Consider the following 16,890-nt stretch of genomic DNA (forward strand, 5'->3'; position numbering starts at 1 on the left):
TGACCCAAAATAAACTAAAAAATAAGCGAAAATAATAACCATCCCCATAATAGCGTAACGGCATAACTGGCACGCTGAAATAATTTGCGTGTACCTGCCCATCGACTTTCCATACTGCGACCCGCTGATGATTGAGGGAATAGATGTCCAAGTGCATCATCGAAGGCTTGTGTATCTCCTTGGCGATAAATCAGGATAAAGAAATGATGATCAAGGCATAAGCGGAAAATAAAATACTGGCTAGCAAAAAATAGCATGACCCCCACAGCTAGACTCAAGTGTGATATCGAACCATGGAACAACAATGCGAATTGCCCCAGTAATGCTAGGATGGCAGCTATCGCCAAATAGCGCCAACTCCCCGTGAGCACGACAATGACATCTCCACGGTCTTTATCCAGTAATGAACTCATTGGTTTTCTCTTTGTACATGAAATTGCTGATACCAGTGATGTAATTGTTCAATGGTCGCGGAATTTAAAATGACCTGAGGACGAACTCGTTCAACCTGCGCGATTGCATCTTCAATGTTTTTTGCCATATTTTGGTGTACTAACCATGCCACAACAACCGTTGCACTTCGAGAATAACCCAATTTGCAGTGAACATAGACAGTTCCACTTTGTGCGAGTTTGTCCATGGTTCTAATGGCTTTTTCAATATCCTCTGGGCTTAGAGGTAACAAATCAATTTGTGGCTGGCTACAATAATTTTTCCCATAGCTGTAAATATTGCGAGACCACTCGCAAGTCATATCGAGAACGGCTTGCGTTTGCAATGGATATAACGGGCGTCCTCCCAAAACAATTTTTTCATTCACGATACTGGGTTGCTGGCAGCGTTTAGCATAGTAATGATAAGTACCCCAAGCAATAAGGCGATAAGGGAGTAATACTAATATAGCGGATGGAGAAACGTGACCTTCAGCTGTTTTCTGGAATACAGAAGCTCCAGCCCCTAAATAGCCTAATGTGACAAAAGCTAAGGCGAGAGCAGGCCATAAAAACCACCACAGAGCGCCTTGTAATAAAAAGGCGAGAGCGAAGCACAGAACTGCACCTAATCCATAGTTTTTAGCAATTTTTAGGCTTCGAGGACTTCCTGTGTAATGCCATTGCCAACGAGTAGTAATAGGTAACAAATAGCTGATGATGACACCAACTGCGAACCCAGTGATCACATCAATAAAATGATGTTGCCATGTCGTGAGGACAGAAATAAGAATCAGAATTGACACGCTATGCAACAGCCAGCGCCATTGAGTTGGTGTATGAGAGCGGAAACGCAACCACAGTAACCACAGTAAAATAATATGTAATGAAGGGGCTTGGTTGTACGGTAAATCAAACAGCTCTAGGCTGTCGAACATCCAGCCAAATGCGCCATGGGTATCAGGGCGAGGAAAACTAAATTTAAGTGGGAAGAGTAAAAAGCCAACACAGGCAATAAGTGATGCTGCGATTAAGCGTAAGCCATGGATGCACTGCTCACGGCGAGAGGTACAGATGAACAGTGAAATCCCGTAAAATAGGTCGATGCTCCAATAGGGAATAATTGTCCAAGGTAAAAAAGGGATCTGTTTTTCCCAGCTATAAACATAAGAGGGTACATTGGGTAATGTAGCGGTATAGTTGTTGACTTGCCCGTACGTTAAAAAGAAAAAGGGTGCTAAGAAGAGCAACCAAAATAGCCCATAAATCCAAATTTGGCGTCGTGATGCCGTGCGCGTATCTTGGGTGTTGAGGGTCATATAATGGGTTCCTATCTTAATTTATTCATTGCTTTGTTCTAGATGAATCGTGCCCATATCACCGTTGATTGGCTGTTTTTCAGCCGTATCGGTATGAGATAAATAAAAATACAGGTTACTGGTGATGATACCAATAACCTGTAAATTAAAGAGAAAAATAATTAACGGCGTCGAGCAAGGGACACGCTAAAAATACCCCAGTTATCGATAGATTGAGTGATTTTTTCGAACCCAGCCTCTTCGACTAAAGCATCCATTTCGCCTTGGCTACGGCAGCGCATGACCCATGCTTTCCCACCTTGGTGACTGGGTAATACTCGGGCGATCATTTCAACCTGAGGATGCCATGGTTGGCAGGTATAGATAAGCAAGCCACCGGAAGGAATGGCGCGAGAAAGCCCATCCAGTGAGGCTCGGATCAGTTCATTACTTGGGAATAGCTCATACAGACCGCTGACAATACCTAACGTTGGTGCTGGAGAAACAGCAGCAAGATCATCAGCATCGAACGCATTACCTTCTTCGAAACGGATTTTATCTTCTAGGTAACGTTCTTTGATGTGTAAGCGACCTTGTTCAACGTTAATTGGGCTATAGTCACGAAGCAGAACGGAGTCCACTTTCCCATAATCATTGATAGCATCGAAGATGTAGCGCCCTTGACCTGCGGCGATATCCATAATGCGGACGGGTTTTCCGCTATTGGATAGCTCTCGAATGGCTTGGCGAATAATATTTTCAATATTTACTTTGCGCTGGCGGATCCCTTGCCAACCAATACTGTTGAGGTATTGCCTATCGATAATTCGTCCAAATAGACCAGAACCCTGTGCCTGATTGCGATAGACATAATCAAGTGTTGAGCCAGAATCAAAGCCCTTATCGTAACCAATACGGACGCCTTCAGAGGCTTTACCTAAAGTACTCATGGATTTGCTCATGATTTTATAGGCAATGTTTTTTGGGCAATATTCAGGTAATGGCACGCTTAATGAACGGTAGGCATCCGCACTGGTGCTCCATGTATCTTCAAACTGGTAATCATGTTGATACAAAGGAAGCGCGAATAATTTATCAATAAACTGACGAATTTTTTCGATAGGGATATGTCGGTCTTTTTCACCTAATGTGTCGTGATAAAAACCTGACAGAATATGCTTCTCTTTAATTGGCGTATTTAATCGCTCATAAAATTGATGTTGTGGCTTATGGTGTACCACATGGTCGCTACCTGAAATAAATAACTGGGTTGGCAATGTGATTGCCGCAGCATCTGCCACGATGCGATCCGCCGTGGTATAGAGCTCCAGAAGAATGTTGACGGCAATAGGGCGAGTGATCAGCGGGTCATTGTTAAATGATTGAATGCGTTGCTCATCATGGGTTAAAAACTTGGCTTTCACATAAGAGTTTACGTAGAACAGTCCACGCAATTTTTGCATGATTCCCAAACCGGTGCGAGCAAATGGGACATATAATTTAACTTTAAATGCGGGAGACGCAAGCACCATTCCGCGAATTTTTGGGGCATAGTCATGTACCCATGCAGACACTAATACTGCGCCAACACTTTGACCAATAACAATAATATTTTCGAATGGGATTTGATATTGCTCGGATACGTAATGGACAAACTCATCAACATCACTAATGGACGTGCCCAGTGATGGGCTATAGCCCCGCGGACCTTCATTACGGCCATGTCCTCGAGCATCCCATGCGAACATAGCAAAATCAGAAAGGTTTAATTCATCCACTAAATGAGAGACACGACCAGAGTGCTCATGACCTCGGTGAAACAAAATAATGGCTTTATCGGTGATGTGTTCAGTAGGCCAATAACGGTAAAACAAGTTCGTATGATCACTGGTGGTGAATTGAGATTCGACGACAGGACGTTGTGTCGAATAGTCTGTTTGTGTGTTCATTATCATTCCTTAATTATTTTCCGATACTGCGCTTAACTCAGTCAGTGCACGGCGAATACGGTTATAGCAGGTATAGAACAACAGCAGGGAGAGGACGGCAAAAAGGATATTTATCCAGCTTGCAACTACCAGTTGTGGAAAAATACAGACAAATAATCCTAATGCACCAAAGACAAATGCACGATCACTTTTACCGACAGGGCCATCATAACGGCGAGATGCGCCCATTGCTTGAGCGATGACGCCGATAAATTCAGTTAATACAGAGAGAAAGAGGCTCAACAAAATCCACCAAAAAGCCTGCGGGAAAATGAGGACGAAAGGTAGGTACAAGGCGACATCGGAAATGACATCGCCCAGTTCATTCAGCATTGCTCCGAGATGGCTTTTCTGGTTGTGTTCGCGAGCAAGCATACCATCAATGGCATTGAGAGCCATGCGGATAAATAAGACAAATGGGAGTAAGATAAATAAGTAGGGAGTTGGAAAAAGCGCTAATAAACAGCCTACAATAATGGACAAGCCTAATGCAGCAAGGGTCACTTGGTTTGCCGTGATCCCCGCATCAAATAGCTGACGAACAATGGGGCGTAGCAGATTCTGAAATTTAGGTTTCAGATCATAAATGGTCATTCACTCATCCTTAAAATATACCGCAGTAGGGGGCAGTTTAGTGCTATATCAATACGCGATTATGTTTTAGCTACAATATGTTTTAGCTACAATAAGAGCTGTCCTAAGTTCCTCGTTATCACGATGAGGACAGCAACTATTTTACCATTGATGATTAGAGGATAAGTCAGGGAAAAAGTTCGCTCGCCTGAGTAAAGACCCAGAATTGAGGGGGACATGCATCGTTCAACGATTAGATGGAATAAGCAATCTCCTGTTCATTCACTGTCTTTTTATCGATATTAGAACGCATTCGTTTAAATTGGCTGGGAGTCATATTGGTCAGTTCTTTAAACTTACGACAAAATGCACTGTGATCGGCATAAGCACATTTAATTGAAATATCTGTAATAGAATAGTCTTCTTCTAATAATTCGATAGCATGTTCAAGGCGCTTCTTCTGAATATATTGCTGAGGTGTAATATGAAAAACTGTTTTAAATTGACGATTAAGTTGAGATAACGACAACCCTGAAATTTCAGCCAGTGTTGTTATTTTAATTGCGGTATCAAAATGCTGGCTAATATATTGTTCAACTCGACCTAATTGATTATTTAATTTAGTACTGACTGATTTTTCATCTTGTAAATCCACAGAAATGCCCGCGACACCAATCACCTGATTACGTGTATTAAAAATAGGCACTTTGGTCGTTAAACACCAACCTAATAATCCCGCCTTATAAAGATGTAGCTCCAATTTATTGATAACACTTATTTTTTTCTGCATAACCAAATAATCTTGAGAGCTATAACTCTGCCCCAAATCCGCGTGAAAAATATCTTCTGCAGTTTTTCCTATTACGCCATTGCGCTGATCAACTTTACATCGTTTAGCAAGGTTGTCATTGGCAAGCAAGTATTTGGCATTACGGTCTTTAACGAAGAAAGTCACATTAGGAAGTGTATTGATTAAAGGCATGACCAACCCAAGATGATTTAACAAATTATTAATATTATCCACGGGGAAAAGCATGTTTTCCTGACTAATCAACAACAGTTTATTTAAATCAATCATATTGCGCTCCAATGCATTCAACTAATTTTAATAGTTATCTGAAATGTTTTTAAATTGTGCAGAAATACGCATAGGTTGATTCGAAAGATATCAAGAGTTGTTTACATAAATCAAGCATTCTATTAACAAATGATATTAATAAGGATGAACTGATGCAGAGTAAATATAAGAAAATTGAGGTTATAGACTCTCATACCGCAGGGGAACCCACACGTTTAGTGATTGATGGTTTTCCTGATTTAGGGAATTCAGACATGGCGTCGCGCCTACAAACGTTACGCACAGAATATGACCATTGGCGATGCGCAACCATTTTAGAACCTCGAGGTAATGACATTCTAGTTGGTGCATTACTGTGTAAACCCGTTAACCCTAAAGCTGCGGCGGGCGTGATTTTCTTTAATAACGAAGGCTACTTAGGCATGTGTGGTCACGGTACCATCGGTTTGGTCGCATCATTGCATTACTTAGGGCGCATTGGTTACGGTGAGCATTTAATTGAAACCCCAGTGGGGGATGTGACCGCTAAATTACATGAAGATGGTAGCGTGAGCATTCAAAACGTTTATGCATATCGCTATCGCAAAGCCGTTCAAGTTAACGTGCCGGAGGTTGGGCTAGTGACTGGGGATATTGCATGGGGCGGAAACTGGTTTTTCCTCGTCGAAAATTCACCACTTGCTATCTTGTATGGGAATGCGAAGGCGCTGACGGAGGTCTGTTTAAAAATCAAACAAGCCCTCGTTGATCAAGGCATTTTTGGTAAAGATGACCAAGAAATTGACCATATTGAATTGTTTGGACATTGCGATGGTGCAGATAGCCAAAGTTTTGTGTTATGTCCCGGAGGGGCATATGACCGCTCGCCATGTGGTACGGGCACCAGCGCGAAATTAGCGTGCCTTGCTGCGGACAACAAGCTTGAGGAAGGTAAAATTTGGCGTCAGGCAAGTGTTATTGGTAGCCAATTTCAAGCCAGTTATCAAGTTGCGGATGCTAACGGCATCATTCCAACGATTCGTGGCAATGCTTACATCAGCGGTGAAAATACCTTACTGATTGATGAAAACGATCCGTTCCGTTTTGGTATCACGGTGGAGTGAGGTCGACGATGGATAACAGATATTCCGTCATTGTAGTCGGTGGGGGCATTGTTGGGCTCAGCATTGCGTTATCCGTACAACATCACGGCACGGACGTTTTATTGCTCGATAAAAACCAAATTGGCTCAGGTGCCTCTTTTGGTAATGCGGGGCATATTGCAACTGAGCAGGTATTTCCTGTTGCCGATCCGTCAGTGTTAAAGTCCATTCCCAGTATGCTACTTGATCCTTTAGGCGCTTTGCGTATTGATTGGCGCTATATCCTACCATTAGCACCTTGGCTATTGAAATTGTTAGGGAATATGCGCCATAAACCATTTCAACATATTCACCGTGTGCTTTCTGTGCTAAATGCTGCGTCATTACCCTCTTGGCAAGCATTTTCAAAGCAATGGCAGCTGGAGGATTTGGTCAAAATTCAAGGTTCATTGCTGGTAGCAGAAAAACATGCCACTCTGGAAACGCTGCGTCGCCATGGGGAATATTTGAACAATATGGGGGTGCATAATCAGCTATTGGATCAACCCCAATTGCTCACACAACAACCTGAACTCGCGACTAACCAAATTGGTGGATTGTTCTATCCCGATACTGGACATGTAGTGGATCTCGCACAAATGCACGAACGCTTAACACAGGCTTTTGTGAATTTAGGTGGGAAAGTACTGACAGAATGTGAAGTGACCGCCATTGATTCTTCCTCAGCAAATCAAGCACGAGTGACGACACCTCAAGGGGCGTTTATTGCGGATAAAGTCGTGATTGCTGGGGGCGCATTTTCAAAGTCATTAGTGAAAATGGTGAGTCGCATCAATGTCCCTTTGGAAACCGAGCGCGGTTACCACTTGATGTTACCAAATGAAAAAGGGCGTTTGTCCATTCCGATTTCCAGTATGGATCGCCGTTTTATTATGACGCCAATGAACGGTGGGTTGCGCCTCGCAGGCACTGTTGAATACGCAGGTTTGAAGCGTCCTCCCAATATGCAACGTGCCCGCCATTTTTTACCGCTGGCGAATCCAATGCTGAAAACACCATTAGATAGCCAAAATACCAGTGAGTGGATGGGTTTCCGTCCCACTATCTCAGATTCCTTACCGGTCATAGACCAAAAAGGTCCGTATGTATTTGCCTTTGGGCATCAACATTTAGGGCTAACACAAGCGGCAATTACCGCAGATATCGTCAATAACATGATCCACGGGCAACCGACACCGCTCGATTGCTCGCCTTTTTCGATTAAGCGCTTTCTTTAATTCAGGAGAATTATAATGAATTTCCATGGCATTCTTGTTCCGTTAGTCACTCCATTTCATGATGATCTTTCATTAAATATCACTGCGTTAGCAGAGTTAACCGAAAAACTGATCGCCAGTGGTGTGACGGGGTTGGTGGTCTGCGGCACCACAGGTGAATATTACGCGTTAAATGAAGACGAACGTAAAACCGTATTAACCACGGTCAGTAAAATTGCCAAAGGGCGTGTGACTCTGATTGCAGGAATTAATGACTTATCTACCGAGGGCGCAATTAAACGCGCAGCACAGGCGAAAGAACTGGGTTATGAAGGGCTGATGTTATCACCACCACCGTACAGTTTACCAGATCAAAACGGGGTTTATGCTCACTATGAGAAAGTCGCAAAATCAACTTCATTACCCATCATTATGTACAACTTCCCAGCCCGTATTGGCATTGAGATTGAGTTAGATACCGTCGTGAAACTGGCGGAAATCGACAATATTGTCGCTATCAAAGAGAGTAGCGGTAGCTTTAGTCGCGCCCTGCATTTACTCCAAACACCGTTTAAAAACTTTGAGGTCATTTGCGGTTGTGATGACCAACCTGTGGATTTCTTCTTCTGGGGTTCGAAAAGTTGGATTGCCGGTGCAGGCAACGTGTTCCCAGTAGAGCAAGTTGCTATTTTTAATGCGGCGCAGCAAGGCGATTGGACAAAAGCTAAGCAGATTATGCAAGAGATTTATCCTGCGATTTACTCTATGGAATCAGGTAACTATAACCAAAAAGCTAAAGCTGGCTGCTTAAAAGGAACCTTTAATGTAGGACCTGTTCGCTTACCTCTGTCCAATATTAGCCTGCAAGAACGCCATGAATTTCTTGCACTGATTAAGCCATAACGGGGTTGTTTATGTTGATCACTAAAGAGCAAATATTTGAGCGAGCGAAACAGAGCCAACTCTGGGCGGGCAACTTGATTGCGGGCCACCAAAGTGGGAGTGCCAAGCTTAAAAATTATACCCCCATCGATAATAGTTCGATTGGTTATATCGCGGATGGCAGTGCGCAAGATGTTCACGCGGCGGTTTGCATTGCTCGTGAAACCTTTGATGAGGGCTGCTGGAGCGGTTTGTCCCCTCAAGAACGTAAACAGGTCATGTTACGTTGGGCACAATTAATTGAAAAACATAGCGAAGAACTAGCGGCATTGGATTGCGTCGATGCAGGTAAGCCTATCACTGAATGTTTAAATACGGATTTACCCGCAACAGTCGAAACGTTTTATTGGTATGCAGAAGCTATCGACAAATTGTTTGGCAAAATTGCGCCAACTGGGCGTCAAGAAATGGGGTTAATTGTTCATGAGCCTATCGGGGTCGTGGGCGCTGTTTTGCCATGGAACTTTCCTGCACAAATGTTTGCCTGGAAAGTCGCGCCGGCGTTAGCGGTTGGTAATTCTGTGATTGTGAAACCTGCCGAATTAACCTCATTGAGTGCTTACCGTATGGTTGAACTTGCTTATGAGGCGGGTGTGCCGAAAGGTGCATTAAGTTTGGTTTGCGGGTTGGGCGAAAAAGTGGGGGAAGCGTTAGGGCGTCACCCTGATGTTGATATCGTCTCATTCACAGGGTCGACAGAAGTAGGGCGTTTATTTTTGAAATACTCCGCAGAAAGCAATCTAAAAGAGATTGTTTTGGAATGCGGTGGAAAAAGCCCACAAGTGGTCTTTGAGGACGCAGATTTAGATGCAGCTGTTCCGCATATCATGGCGGCCGCTTTCTGGAATATGAGTGAAAACTGTAGCTGTGGCTCGCGGTTAATTGTGCACGAAAATATCAAAAAGCCCCTGCTCGAAAAATTAGTTGCCGCAGTATCAACATGGCAAGTTGGGGATCCGCGTGATGCGTCTGTGTCAATCGGTCCCATGATTGAACAGGCTCATTTTGAAAAAGTAGGATCGTTTTTAGAAACCACCCTTAAAGAGGGAGGGAAACTTATCACAGGAGGAAAAATACACAGTGACCTCGGTTCAGGGTGGTACATAGAACCGACAATTTTTGATGCTGTTACGCCAGAAATGTCTCTCTTTCGACATGAAGTTTTTGGTCCCATTTTAGCCGTTACATCATTTAAGACGGATGATGAAGCGGTGAATTTAGCCAATGACACTCACTACGGGTTGGCGGCTTCGTTTTATAGCCAAAATGTCCATCGAGTGATGAATATTGCACGTCGTATCAATGCGGGGACCGTGTCGGTCAACGGATTTAGCGAAGGTAATATCACCACGCCATTTGGTGGTTTCCGTCAGTCAGGTTTTGGGGGGAAAGACAACGGCTTAGAAGCCTTTGAACAATACACCCAAACAAAAGTTATCTGGTTTATCAATCAGTAAAATGACATTGACCTGAACCTTGCGAGGTTCAGGTTTCGACCCTTGCAAATACACAAATACAATTACAATCGTCGAGGAGTACATATGGAAGCCATCGTGAATACCATCGTTGGTTACATCTGGGGTAATGCTCTCGTATTCTTATCTCTGGGTGTCGGTCTCTACTTCACATTAGCAACACGCGGTGTTCAGTTCCGTTACATCGTAAAAATGGTCTGTTTATTAAAGGTAAACAAAGCGTCAAAAGATGGGATTTCCTCTTTCCAAGCCTTCTGTTTAGCCTTATCTGGGCGTGTCGGGGTTGGTAACATTGCTGGGGTGGCAACCGCGATTGCCGCGGGGGGACCTGGAGCGATTTTCTGGATGGTCGTGATGGGTTTATTAGGCGGCGCCAGTGCCTTTATTGAATCCACCCTTGCGCAAATTTATAAGCAGCGCTCAGATGATCAGTATCGTGGCGGTTCACCGTACTATATTGAAAAAGGATTGAAATTAAAGCCTTTTGCGATTTTTGTCGCGGCTGTTATTTGTTTATCTTACGGTGTATTGGTCCCTGGGATCCAAGCCAACACAATTGCGGACTCCTTCCAAACCGCCTTCAATATTCCGCCAATGGCAACAGGTGCATTAGTGACTGTATTGATGGCATGGCTGATTTTTGGTGGCGTTAAACGTATTGCGAGTGCAGCAGATAAAATTGTCCCGATTATGGCATTAGCTTACATTGTGATGATGGTCATTATTCTGGGTAGCCATTGGGATAGCGTACCGGGCATGTTTAGCTTGATTTTCCGCAGTGCGATGGGAATGGATGCAGTATTCGGTGGTATTGTGGGCACCGCAGTATCATGGGGTGTACGCCGTGCGGTGTTCTCAAACGTGGCAGGGGCGGGTGAAGCAACATTCAGCTCCGCAGCCGCAGAAGTTAGCCATCCGGTAAAGCAAGGGTTGATCCAAGCATTTTCTATCTATATTGATACGGTCGTGGTATGTACGGCATCAGGGCTGATGATCTTAGTCACCAATATGTACAACGTATTCCCTGACGGTGCGGCGATTGCGCTTGTGGAACATGTTCCTGGGGTAGCAGCAGGAACGGCATGGACTCAGATGGCAGTATCCACGGTATTTACCTCGGCAGGGGCTGGATTTGTCTCCATTGCAGTCTTCTTGTTCGCTTTCACAACCTTAATGGCGTACTACTATATTGCAGAAACCACCATTGTTTATCTTGATCGTAAGCTTAAATATCCCGTGCTTAAGCTGATTTTGAAATTCGTTTTCTTAGTGATTGTCTTTATGGGAAGCGTGCAATCGGTCAGTATCATGTGGGGACTTGGTGATATCGGTTTCGGCAGTATGAGTTACTTGAACTTGATTGCGATTGTCTTCTTATCGAAACCGGCATTAAGAGCATTACGTGACTTTGAAAGACAAACCAAATTAGGTGTCGATCCTGTGTTTGATCCAAAAGCTGCGGGAGTTGAAAATGCAGAATTATGGGAAGAAATCAGTCGTGAGTATCATGCCCAAGGTGTTGGAATTGATAAGATTGATGGAACTGGAAAGATAAACAAGAAATTAGTCGAGGAAGAATAATCTAGATTAGAAATGGCGGTGAGGGAGGGATTCGAACCCTCGATACGTTGCCGTATACACACTTTCCAGGCGTGCTCCTTCAGCCTCTCGGACACCTCACCGTTTTTCTAAATTGTGGTTGTAGAAATTGTTATAAATAACTTGTCCTGCAACGGGGCGCTACTATAGGGAAAAGAGCGCCTTCCGTCAACTCCCAATTAAATAAAAACCGAATTTTTTCTATCGTTTAGCTAAATAAAAACCAATTTGATTACTCTCTAATCTTAAAAGATTATTCTTGGTTAGAAATTGATAATAAATTGTTTATTTAAACTTCAAGCGATTAATCTAGATTCCGTTAACTCCTTAACAAAATCCTCATCTTATGGAAGTAAAATGCGGGTCTTGACTTGAAAATAAACCTCAATACGCACACTCTGGTAGAAACCTATAAGGAGTTGCCATGAATATTCTATTTTACCATCCATTTTTTGATGCCAATCAGTGGATTGATGGCATGCGTGCTCGATTGCCTCAAGCCAATATTCGTCAATGGAAGCCGGGAGATACCCAACAGGCAGATTATGCCATGGTATGGCTTCCACCTTATGAATGTCTGGCGGGTCGTCAAGACCTAAAAGGTATTTTTGCGTTAGGGGCGGGTGTGGATGCGATTTTGAAACAAGAACACGATAACCCAGGCACATTACCCGCAGGGGTTCCGCTGATGCGCTTAGAAGATACTGGCATGGCAATTCAAATGGAGGAATATGCAGCGGCAAAAGTGTTGTATTACTTCCGTCGTATGGACGAATACCGCCAATTACAATCCCAGCGCCTGTGGAAACAATTACCTGCGTATACCCATGACCAATTTGTGGTAGGTGTCATGGGGGCGGGGGCATTAGGTCAAGCTGTCGCAAAACGCTTAGAGAGCTTTGGTCTTAAAGTCAGAACGTGGAGCCGCTCTGAAAAGCAGATTCCGAATGTGAAGAGTTACTATGGTCAAGAGCAGTTAGCGGATTTTTTATCGGGAACCCGAGTGATTGTCAATTTACTGCCGAGTACACCGGAAACGGTGGGTATTTTGAATCATCAATTATTTAGCCAACTTGAGCCAAACGCCTATATTATCAACCTTGCCCGTGGCGCCCACTTAATTGAGCAAGATTTGTTGGTTGCGCTAGAAAAAGGTCAAGTTGCGGGCGCATCTCTCGATGTTTTTGCCACTGAGCCGCTTCCCCATATGCATCCATTTTGGACGCATCCGCGCATTGCAATTACACCACATGTTGCCGCATTTACATTACCTAATGAAGCCATGGATATGATTGCGAGTAATATTCAACGCATAGAAGCTGGTGAACGTCCTTTAGGTGTTGTCAATTTAGCCCAAGGCTACTGATTTCCCGTTCTAGTTTTTGCCGTCACGTTGCTAGCTGCGTCAGCACACCCTAGACACATACTTGTGTATGCTCCTAGGGATGTGCTTTCTGCCGCCTAGTGACAACAAAAACTTGTTAGGGAAATGTTCGCTATATTTATGCGATTACGCGATTTCCCGCACCTAAGGTTGAGGGAACTGTCGCGTGAATTATTTTGAGGATACTTCAGTTAGCTGATTTTTTATTTGAGAAATCATCATTAGCGACTATCAGCGGCATATATAGAATTGAGCAAAGCGTGGGTTTTCTGTTTTTTCAGGTATACTGCACTGCATGATGATCACGAAAAAGTGATTGCAGGAAATTTGCTAACAGGAAGAAACTCATGAATGAATTTTCAATCGTCTGCCGTATTTTAGGCACTTTATTTCAACGTTCTCCAGACGATGCTCTCGTGAAGCCGCTTATCGATATGATTGCTCAAGATAAGCTAAAAGCTTCATGGCCATTAGAGCAAGATGAGTTGTGGGGAAGAATGGCTAAAGCCATGGATCACAAAGCGATTACTGCGGATTATCAAGCCATGTTTGGTCATGAGCCAACCGTGCCACCTTTTGCCCATCGCTATGATGAAGAGATCACGGAAGCAGAAATCCGTGAATTTCTTGTCACGCGTGGCATGACGTTAACCGATGCGCCTGCTGATGCATTTGGTGCGTTATTACTCGCGGCATCATGGTTAGAAGACCAAGCTGCGGAAGATGAAACTGCGGCGCAAGAAGAGCTATTTGATAGCTATATTCTGAGCTGGTATGGCGCTTTTCTGGGTAAAGTTGAGGCTCATGCGACAACTCCGTTTTATCGTACACTCGCGCAAATTACTCGCGATGCGGTGATTGCTCTGCGTGATGAGCTCGATTCTGAATCAGAAAGTGACAGTGAATAAGTGACGGTGTCACGAATTGCGTGGAAAGAAAGTGGATATCGTTTCTTTCTTTCCACATAAGACCTAAAGGATAGACACAATGACTCCGACAAAACTTCACGGTTTAATGTTTCTCTTTATGTCACCGTTGGCGCTGGCGCAAGTGGATAATGAATTGCTTAACTATGATAAACGCATGGTTAATTACAGTACTGAATTTCAATTTGACCCGCTTTACGGAAAAGTCAAAGAATTGACTCAAACCATGAACGATGACAAAGGGCTCAGAAAAAAGGTGTCAGTGTCATTTAACCCCCATGGCTGTCTCAACGAGTTAACCTATTATAATAAAGACAGCGAAACGGAATTTACGATCGTCAGAAAATCTAAACAGCTTTACTTTTTGATTGATAAGCAAAAACTCAAAGGTTACCGCATCGATAAAATGTGTAATTTGCAAACCGGAGAATTGTTGAATTGGAAATACCATTACCGTAATGGTTTGGTGAATAAGATCACTCAAGGAGATAAGGACATTGCTACGTTTGTCTATGGTAGCGAGCTTTTACCAATCGAAACTCACTATTTCAATGAAAATGAAGTTACTAATACAAAAAATGAGTATTTCTTCACGGATGGTTTAGTGACAAAAATTCTTTTTCATGCCACGAAAAATCAGCAGCCCTATTACGAAATTGTCCAAAAGTGCACTCATTATGATGATCATAAAAACCCAACTTCGTGCACCAGTGTGATGACATACAGTGATGGGCGAGTGGATAAATTCACGTATGACTATAAAACGACTTACTACGAGTAAGAATACAGAGTTAAATAATTAGTGATGTTGTGGAAATTTGTCCATAAAAAAAGCAACCTAGACCTAAGGTTGCTTTTTTCATTTTACGATTATTTATTTATCAATCGAAAATATTTATGGTCAATCAATCCACCATGGGGATCACCAATTTACCCGGTTTAACTTCTAGTCCTTTAGCTAATTTTTTAGCTGTCGCTTCTGCGGCACTATTATCAGGGTTCAGGACATACACAGGTTGAGTCGAGAAGAAGGTTTCAAGGGAGCTATTTAAATAAGGGATCACGGCGGAAATGGCAGTGTCCATATTTTCTGGGGTAATTTTATATTGAGTAATTTTTAGCTCTTTCAAATAGATAGAACCAGTCTGTGCATCAAAGACAGGGCGGGCAGTTAGTGTTAATGCAATATCAGCCGCTGCTGCGCCAATCAATGAGTTCATTTTTACAGTGGCTTCGCCTTTTAATGCAATAATACCCGGTTCGCTACGACCAATTTCTGATTGCAAGTTATGTAAGGTGATATCCGCATCTGCAAACCCAGTAATACCAATGTTATTCTCGTATTTAACCTTGGTCGCAAGGTAACTGTTAATTTGTGATTCACTGATAGTAAATTCGGTTAATTTGTCACAACCCGTGAGAATAAATAGCAATCCAAAGATAGATGCCAAGAAAATGTTTTTCATAATCACTCCTTTATACAGTAATAACCCAAGTGTAACGTATTACTGCCCGCTCAACATGACTGTTTCAATTTTTTTACGGTTAAATTGGCGATGAAGCGCCCATAAGGTAATAAAACCAATAGTGCCGAGTAAGAACCAAGGAAGCTGGGGGATATTCCATTGATGCCCAATATCATACATCCAACCGCCACCGGTATAGCCAACAGCTCCGCCTAGCGCAAGACCGAGTCGGCTAAAGCCCATATAGCTGCCACGGGCGCGAGGGTCGGCAAGGGAGGCGCTCAGGGTTTCACGAGCAGGATCGGCGGTGATAGTGCCTAAATAGAAAATGCCAATCAACACAAACAGAATATTGACCGATGTGGTCATACCGATAGGGAACATGCTTAGGCTCATTAAAAATAGCCCGGCCATCAAACGTTGTTCTAAACGGAAATGTTTTTCGCTCCAACGGGCAATCGGATAAAGCAACGTCAGTGAAATTGCCGCTTCAATGGCGTACATCCATTTCACCGCGGTTGGTGTTCCTGCCAATTCGTTAACGGCGATAGGGAACATCAGCATCACTTGTACCGACAACATAAAGTAACCAGAAAGTGTGATCACATAGGTCACAAAGCGGGTGTCTTTCAAGACGCGATGCATTCCATCACGAATAGGGGCTTTGATAGTAGAAATGCGATAAGCCGGGAGTAGCCAAGCATTAAGTAGAGCCGCAATCACAAACACTGCCGCGCCAGCCCAGCAAACATAGTGGAAGTCATATTGTAAAAGCCAGCTACCAATGAGGGCACCAATCACTGCTCCGGCGCTGTCCTGCATAAATAATAATGAGTAAAAACGCCCACGCTCATAAGGACGGGTCAATTTAATCACTAATGCAGTACGAGGAGGGTCAAACAAGGTGCCACCAAGGGCAGACAGCACACAAGATAGCCATAACACCCAAGGATCATAAGCCAACGCCATCAAGACAAAACCCGCAGCGCGTAACAGCATCCCGATAATAATTAACGGTTTAGCACCGAATCGGTCGGCAATCGCACCCCCAAAAATGCCAAAACCTTGCTGCACAAATTGACGTAACCCAAGGGCAAAACCAACCACCACGGCAGCCCAGCCAAGCTGTTCAACAAATCGAATTGAAATTAAAGGAAAAACCACGAAAAAGCCAAGAACAACCAACATATTGTCCAGTAAAAGGAAATATTTACCAAGGCTTCTTGCCCGCGACACCTGTGCCATGAAACACCATAAAAATTAGTAACGGAAGGAATGATTCTTATTAATAGTATCAGGAGTTTGGGGGGAATGATGGGATGTGTACCATGATATTTTTTTATCGATAAATCCGTCATATTTCTCATTATAGGGGTGTTGGCAGCGCTCGTT

At 43.4% G+C, this 16,890-nt stretch carries 15 protein-coding genes and 1 tRNA gene; 8 read left to right on the forward strand and 8 right to left on the reverse strand.

Going from position 1 to position 16,890, the window contains the following annotated elements:
• Positions 1–14 precede the first annotated feature (14 nt).
• From PR795_RS05010 to PR795_RS05030, 5 genes are all read right to left on the reverse strand, one after another.
• Entirely contained in the window at positions 15–413 is a 399-nt protein-coding gene (locus PR795_RS05010; RefSeq protein ID WP_036975856.1) for a hypothetical protein, read from the reverse strand.
• Positions 410–1,750 (reverse strand): phosphatase PAP2/dual specificity phosphatase family protein, encoded by a 1,341-nt coding sequence (locus PR795_RS05015; protein WP_036975853.1) that lies wholly within the window; start codon positions 1,748–1,750, stop codon positions 410–412. Before PR795_RS05015 ends, PR795_RS05010 begins: the two co-directional genes overlap by 4 nt.
• Positions 1,751–1,911: 161 nt before the next feature.
• Positions 1,912–3,678, reverse strand: coding sequence for a bifunctional alpha/beta hydrolase/class I SAM-dependent methyltransferase (locus PR795_RS05020; RefSeq protein ID WP_154632482.1), 1,767 nt, complete (start codon positions 3,676–3,678; stop codon positions 1,912–1,914).
• Positions 3,679–3,687: 9 nt separating this feature from the next.
• Positions 3,688–4,311, reverse strand: coding sequence for a CDP-alcohol phosphatidyltransferase family protein (locus PR795_RS05025; protein WP_036962246.1), 624 nt, complete (start codon positions 4,309–4,311; stop codon positions 3,688–3,690).
• A 232-nt stretch (positions 4,312–4,543) separates the two neighbouring features.
• Positions 4,544–5,368, reverse strand: a complete 825-nt coding sequence (locus PR795_RS05030; protein ID WP_181480814.1) for a helix-turn-helix domain-containing protein — start codon at positions 5,366–5,368, stop codon at positions 4,544–4,546.
• 152 nt (positions 5,369–5,520) lie between these two features.
• Here PR795_RS05030 and PR795_RS05035 point away from each other — a divergent pair, with 152 nt between their 5' ends.
• The 5 genes from PR795_RS05035 (at position 5,521) to PR795_RS05055 (ending at position 11,704) form a co-directional block, all read left to right on the forward strand.
• Positions 5,521–6,471, forward strand: coding sequence for a 4-hydroxyproline epimerase (locus tag PR795_RS05035; RefSeq protein WP_006661854.1), 951 nt, complete (start codon positions 5,521–5,523; stop codon positions 6,469–6,471).
• Between the two features lie 8 nt (positions 6,472–6,479).
• Positions 6,480–7,727, forward strand: a complete 1,248-nt coding sequence (locus PR795_RS05040; RefSeq protein WP_181480815.1) for an NAD(P)/FAD-dependent oxidoreductase — start codon at positions 6,480–6,482, stop codon at positions 7,725–7,727.
• 15 nt (positions 7,728–7,742) lie between these two features.
• A complete protein-coding gene (gene dapA / locus PR795_RS05045; protein WP_006659975.1) occupies positions 7,743–8,609 on the forward strand; it encodes a 4-hydroxy-tetrahydrodipicolinate synthase in 867 nt (288 codons plus the stop codon).
• 11 nt (positions 8,610–8,620) lie between these two features.
• Positions 8,621–10,105 carry an aldehyde dehydrogenase gene (locus PR795_RS05050; protein ID WP_036975841.1) on the forward strand — a complete coding sequence of 495 codons (1,485 nt, stop codon included), beginning with the start codon at positions 8,621–8,623 and terminating at the stop codon, positions 10,103–10,105.
• 84 nt (positions 10,106–10,189) lie between these two features.
• Positions 10,190–11,704, forward strand: coding sequence for an alanine/glycine:cation symporter family protein (locus tag PR795_RS05055; RefSeq protein WP_154636776.1), 1,515 nt, complete (start codon positions 10,190–10,192; stop codon positions 11,702–11,704).
• 13 nt (positions 11,705–11,717) lie between these two features.
• Here PR795_RS05055 and PR795_RS05060 read toward each other — a convergent pair.
• A tRNA-Ser gene (locus tag PR795_RS05060) sits at positions 11,718–11,805 on the reverse strand.
• 341 nt (positions 11,806–12,146) lie between these two features.
• Between PR795_RS05060 and ghrA the strand changes: the two genes are divergently transcribed.
• The 3 genes from ghrA to PR795_RS05075 all read left to right on the forward strand — a co-directional run bounded on the left by ghrA (position 12,147) and on the right by PR795_RS05075 (position 14,813).
• Positions 12,147–13,088 carry a glyoxylate/hydroxypyruvate reductase GhrA gene (gene ghrA, locus PR795_RS05065; protein WP_006659971.1) on the forward strand — a complete coding sequence of 314 codons (942 nt, stop codon included), beginning with the start codon at positions 12,147–12,149 and terminating at the stop codon, positions 13,086–13,088.
• 365 nt (positions 13,089–13,453) lie between these two features.
• Positions 13,454–14,014, forward strand: a complete 561-nt coding sequence (locus tag PR795_RS05070; RefSeq protein WP_006659969.1) for a TorD/DmsD family molecular chaperone — start codon at positions 13,454–13,456, stop codon at positions 14,012–14,014.
• 79 nt (positions 14,015–14,093) lie between these two features.
• The gene (locus PR795_RS05075) at positions 14,094–14,813 is read left to right on the forward strand and encodes a YnfC family lipoprotein (RefSeq protein WP_154601115.1); all 720 of its coding nucleotides are present in this window, start codon (positions 14,094–14,096) and stop codon (positions 14,811–14,813) included.
• A gap of 124 nt (positions 14,814–14,937) precedes the next feature.
• Here the strand turns inward: PR795_RS05075 and PR795_RS05080 are convergent, their stop codons facing one another.
• Positions 14,938–15,498 carry a lipoprotein gene (locus PR795_RS05080; RefSeq protein WP_006661850.1) on the reverse strand — a complete coding sequence of 187 codons (561 nt, stop codon included), beginning with the start codon at positions 15,496–15,498 and terminating at the stop codon, positions 14,938–14,940.
• Positions 15,499–15,537: 39 nt separating this feature from the next.
• Positions 15,538–16,743, reverse strand: a complete 1,206-nt coding sequence (gene mdtH / locus PR795_RS05085; protein WP_154626683.1) for a multidrug efflux MFS transporter MdtH — start codon at positions 16,741–16,743, stop codon at positions 15,538–15,540.
• Positions 16,744–16,890: the final 147 nt, after the last annotated feature.

This window comes from Providencia sp. PROV209, from assembly GCF_028479485.1.
Lineage (GTDB): Bacteria > Pseudomonadota > Gammaproteobacteria > Enterobacterales > Enterobacteriaceae > Providencia > Providencia alcalifaciens.

What these genes read in the sequence shown, in the direction of transcription:
- PR795_RS05025 (WP_036962246.1), bottom strand. Translation starts at nt 4,311, where the DNA reads ATGACCATTTATGATCTGAAACCTAAATTTCAGAATCTGCTACGCCCC.
- mdtH (WP_154626683.1), bottom strand. Translation starts at nt 16,743, where the DNA reads ATGGCACAGGTGTCGCGGGCAAGAAGCCTTGGTAAATATTTCCTTTTA.
- dapA (WP_006659975.1), top strand. Translation starts at nt 7,743, where the DNA reads ATGAATTTCCATGGCATTCTTGTTCCGTTAGTCACTCCATTTCATGAT.
- PR795_RS05080 (WP_006661850.1), bottom strand. Translation starts at nt 15,498, where the DNA reads ATGAAAAACATTTTCTTGGCATCTATCTTTGGATTGCTATTTATTCTC.
- PR795_RS05050 (WP_036975841.1), top strand. Translation starts at nt 8,621, where the DNA reads ATGTTGATCACTAAAGAGCAAATATTTGAGCGAGCGAAACAGAGCCAA.
- ghrA (WP_006659971.1), top strand. Translation starts at nt 12,147, where the DNA reads ATGAATATTCTATTTTACCATCCATTTTTTGATGCCAATCAGTGGATT.
- PR795_RS05040 (WP_181480815.1), top strand. Translation starts at nt 6,480, where the DNA reads ATGGATAACAGATATTCCGTCATTGTAGTCGGTGGGGGCATTGTTGGG.
- PR795_RS05020 (WP_154632482.1), bottom strand. Translation starts at nt 3,678, where the DNA reads ATGAACACACAAACAGACTATTCGACACAACGTCCTGTCGTCGAATCT.
- PR795_RS05055 (WP_154636776.1), top strand. Translation starts at nt 10,190, where the DNA reads ATGGAAGCCATCGTGAATACCATCGTTGGTTACATCTGGGGTAATGCT.
- PR795_RS05010 (WP_036975856.1), bottom strand. Translation starts at nt 413, where the DNA reads ATGAGTTCATTACTGGATAAAGACCGTGGAGATGTCATTGTCGTGCTC.
- PR795_RS05075 (WP_154601115.1), top strand. Translation starts at nt 14,094, where the DNA reads ATGACTCCGACAAAACTTCACGGTTTAATGTTTCTCTTTATGTCACCG.
- PR795_RS05035 (WP_006661854.1), top strand. Translation starts at nt 5,521, where the DNA reads ATGCAGAGTAAATATAAGAAAATTGAGGTTATAGACTCTCATACCGCA.
- PR795_RS05070 (WP_006659969.1), top strand. Translation starts at nt 13,454, where the DNA reads ATGAATGAATTTTCAATCGTCTGCCGTATTTTAGGCACTTTATTTCAA.
- PR795_RS05030 (WP_181480814.1), bottom strand. Translation starts at nt 5,368, where the DNA reads ATGATTGATTTAAATAAACTGTTGTTGATTAGTCAGGAAAACATGCTT.
- PR795_RS05015 (WP_036975853.1), bottom strand. Translation starts at nt 1,750, where the DNA reads ATGACCCTCAACACCCAAGATACGCGCACGGCATCACGACGCCAAATT.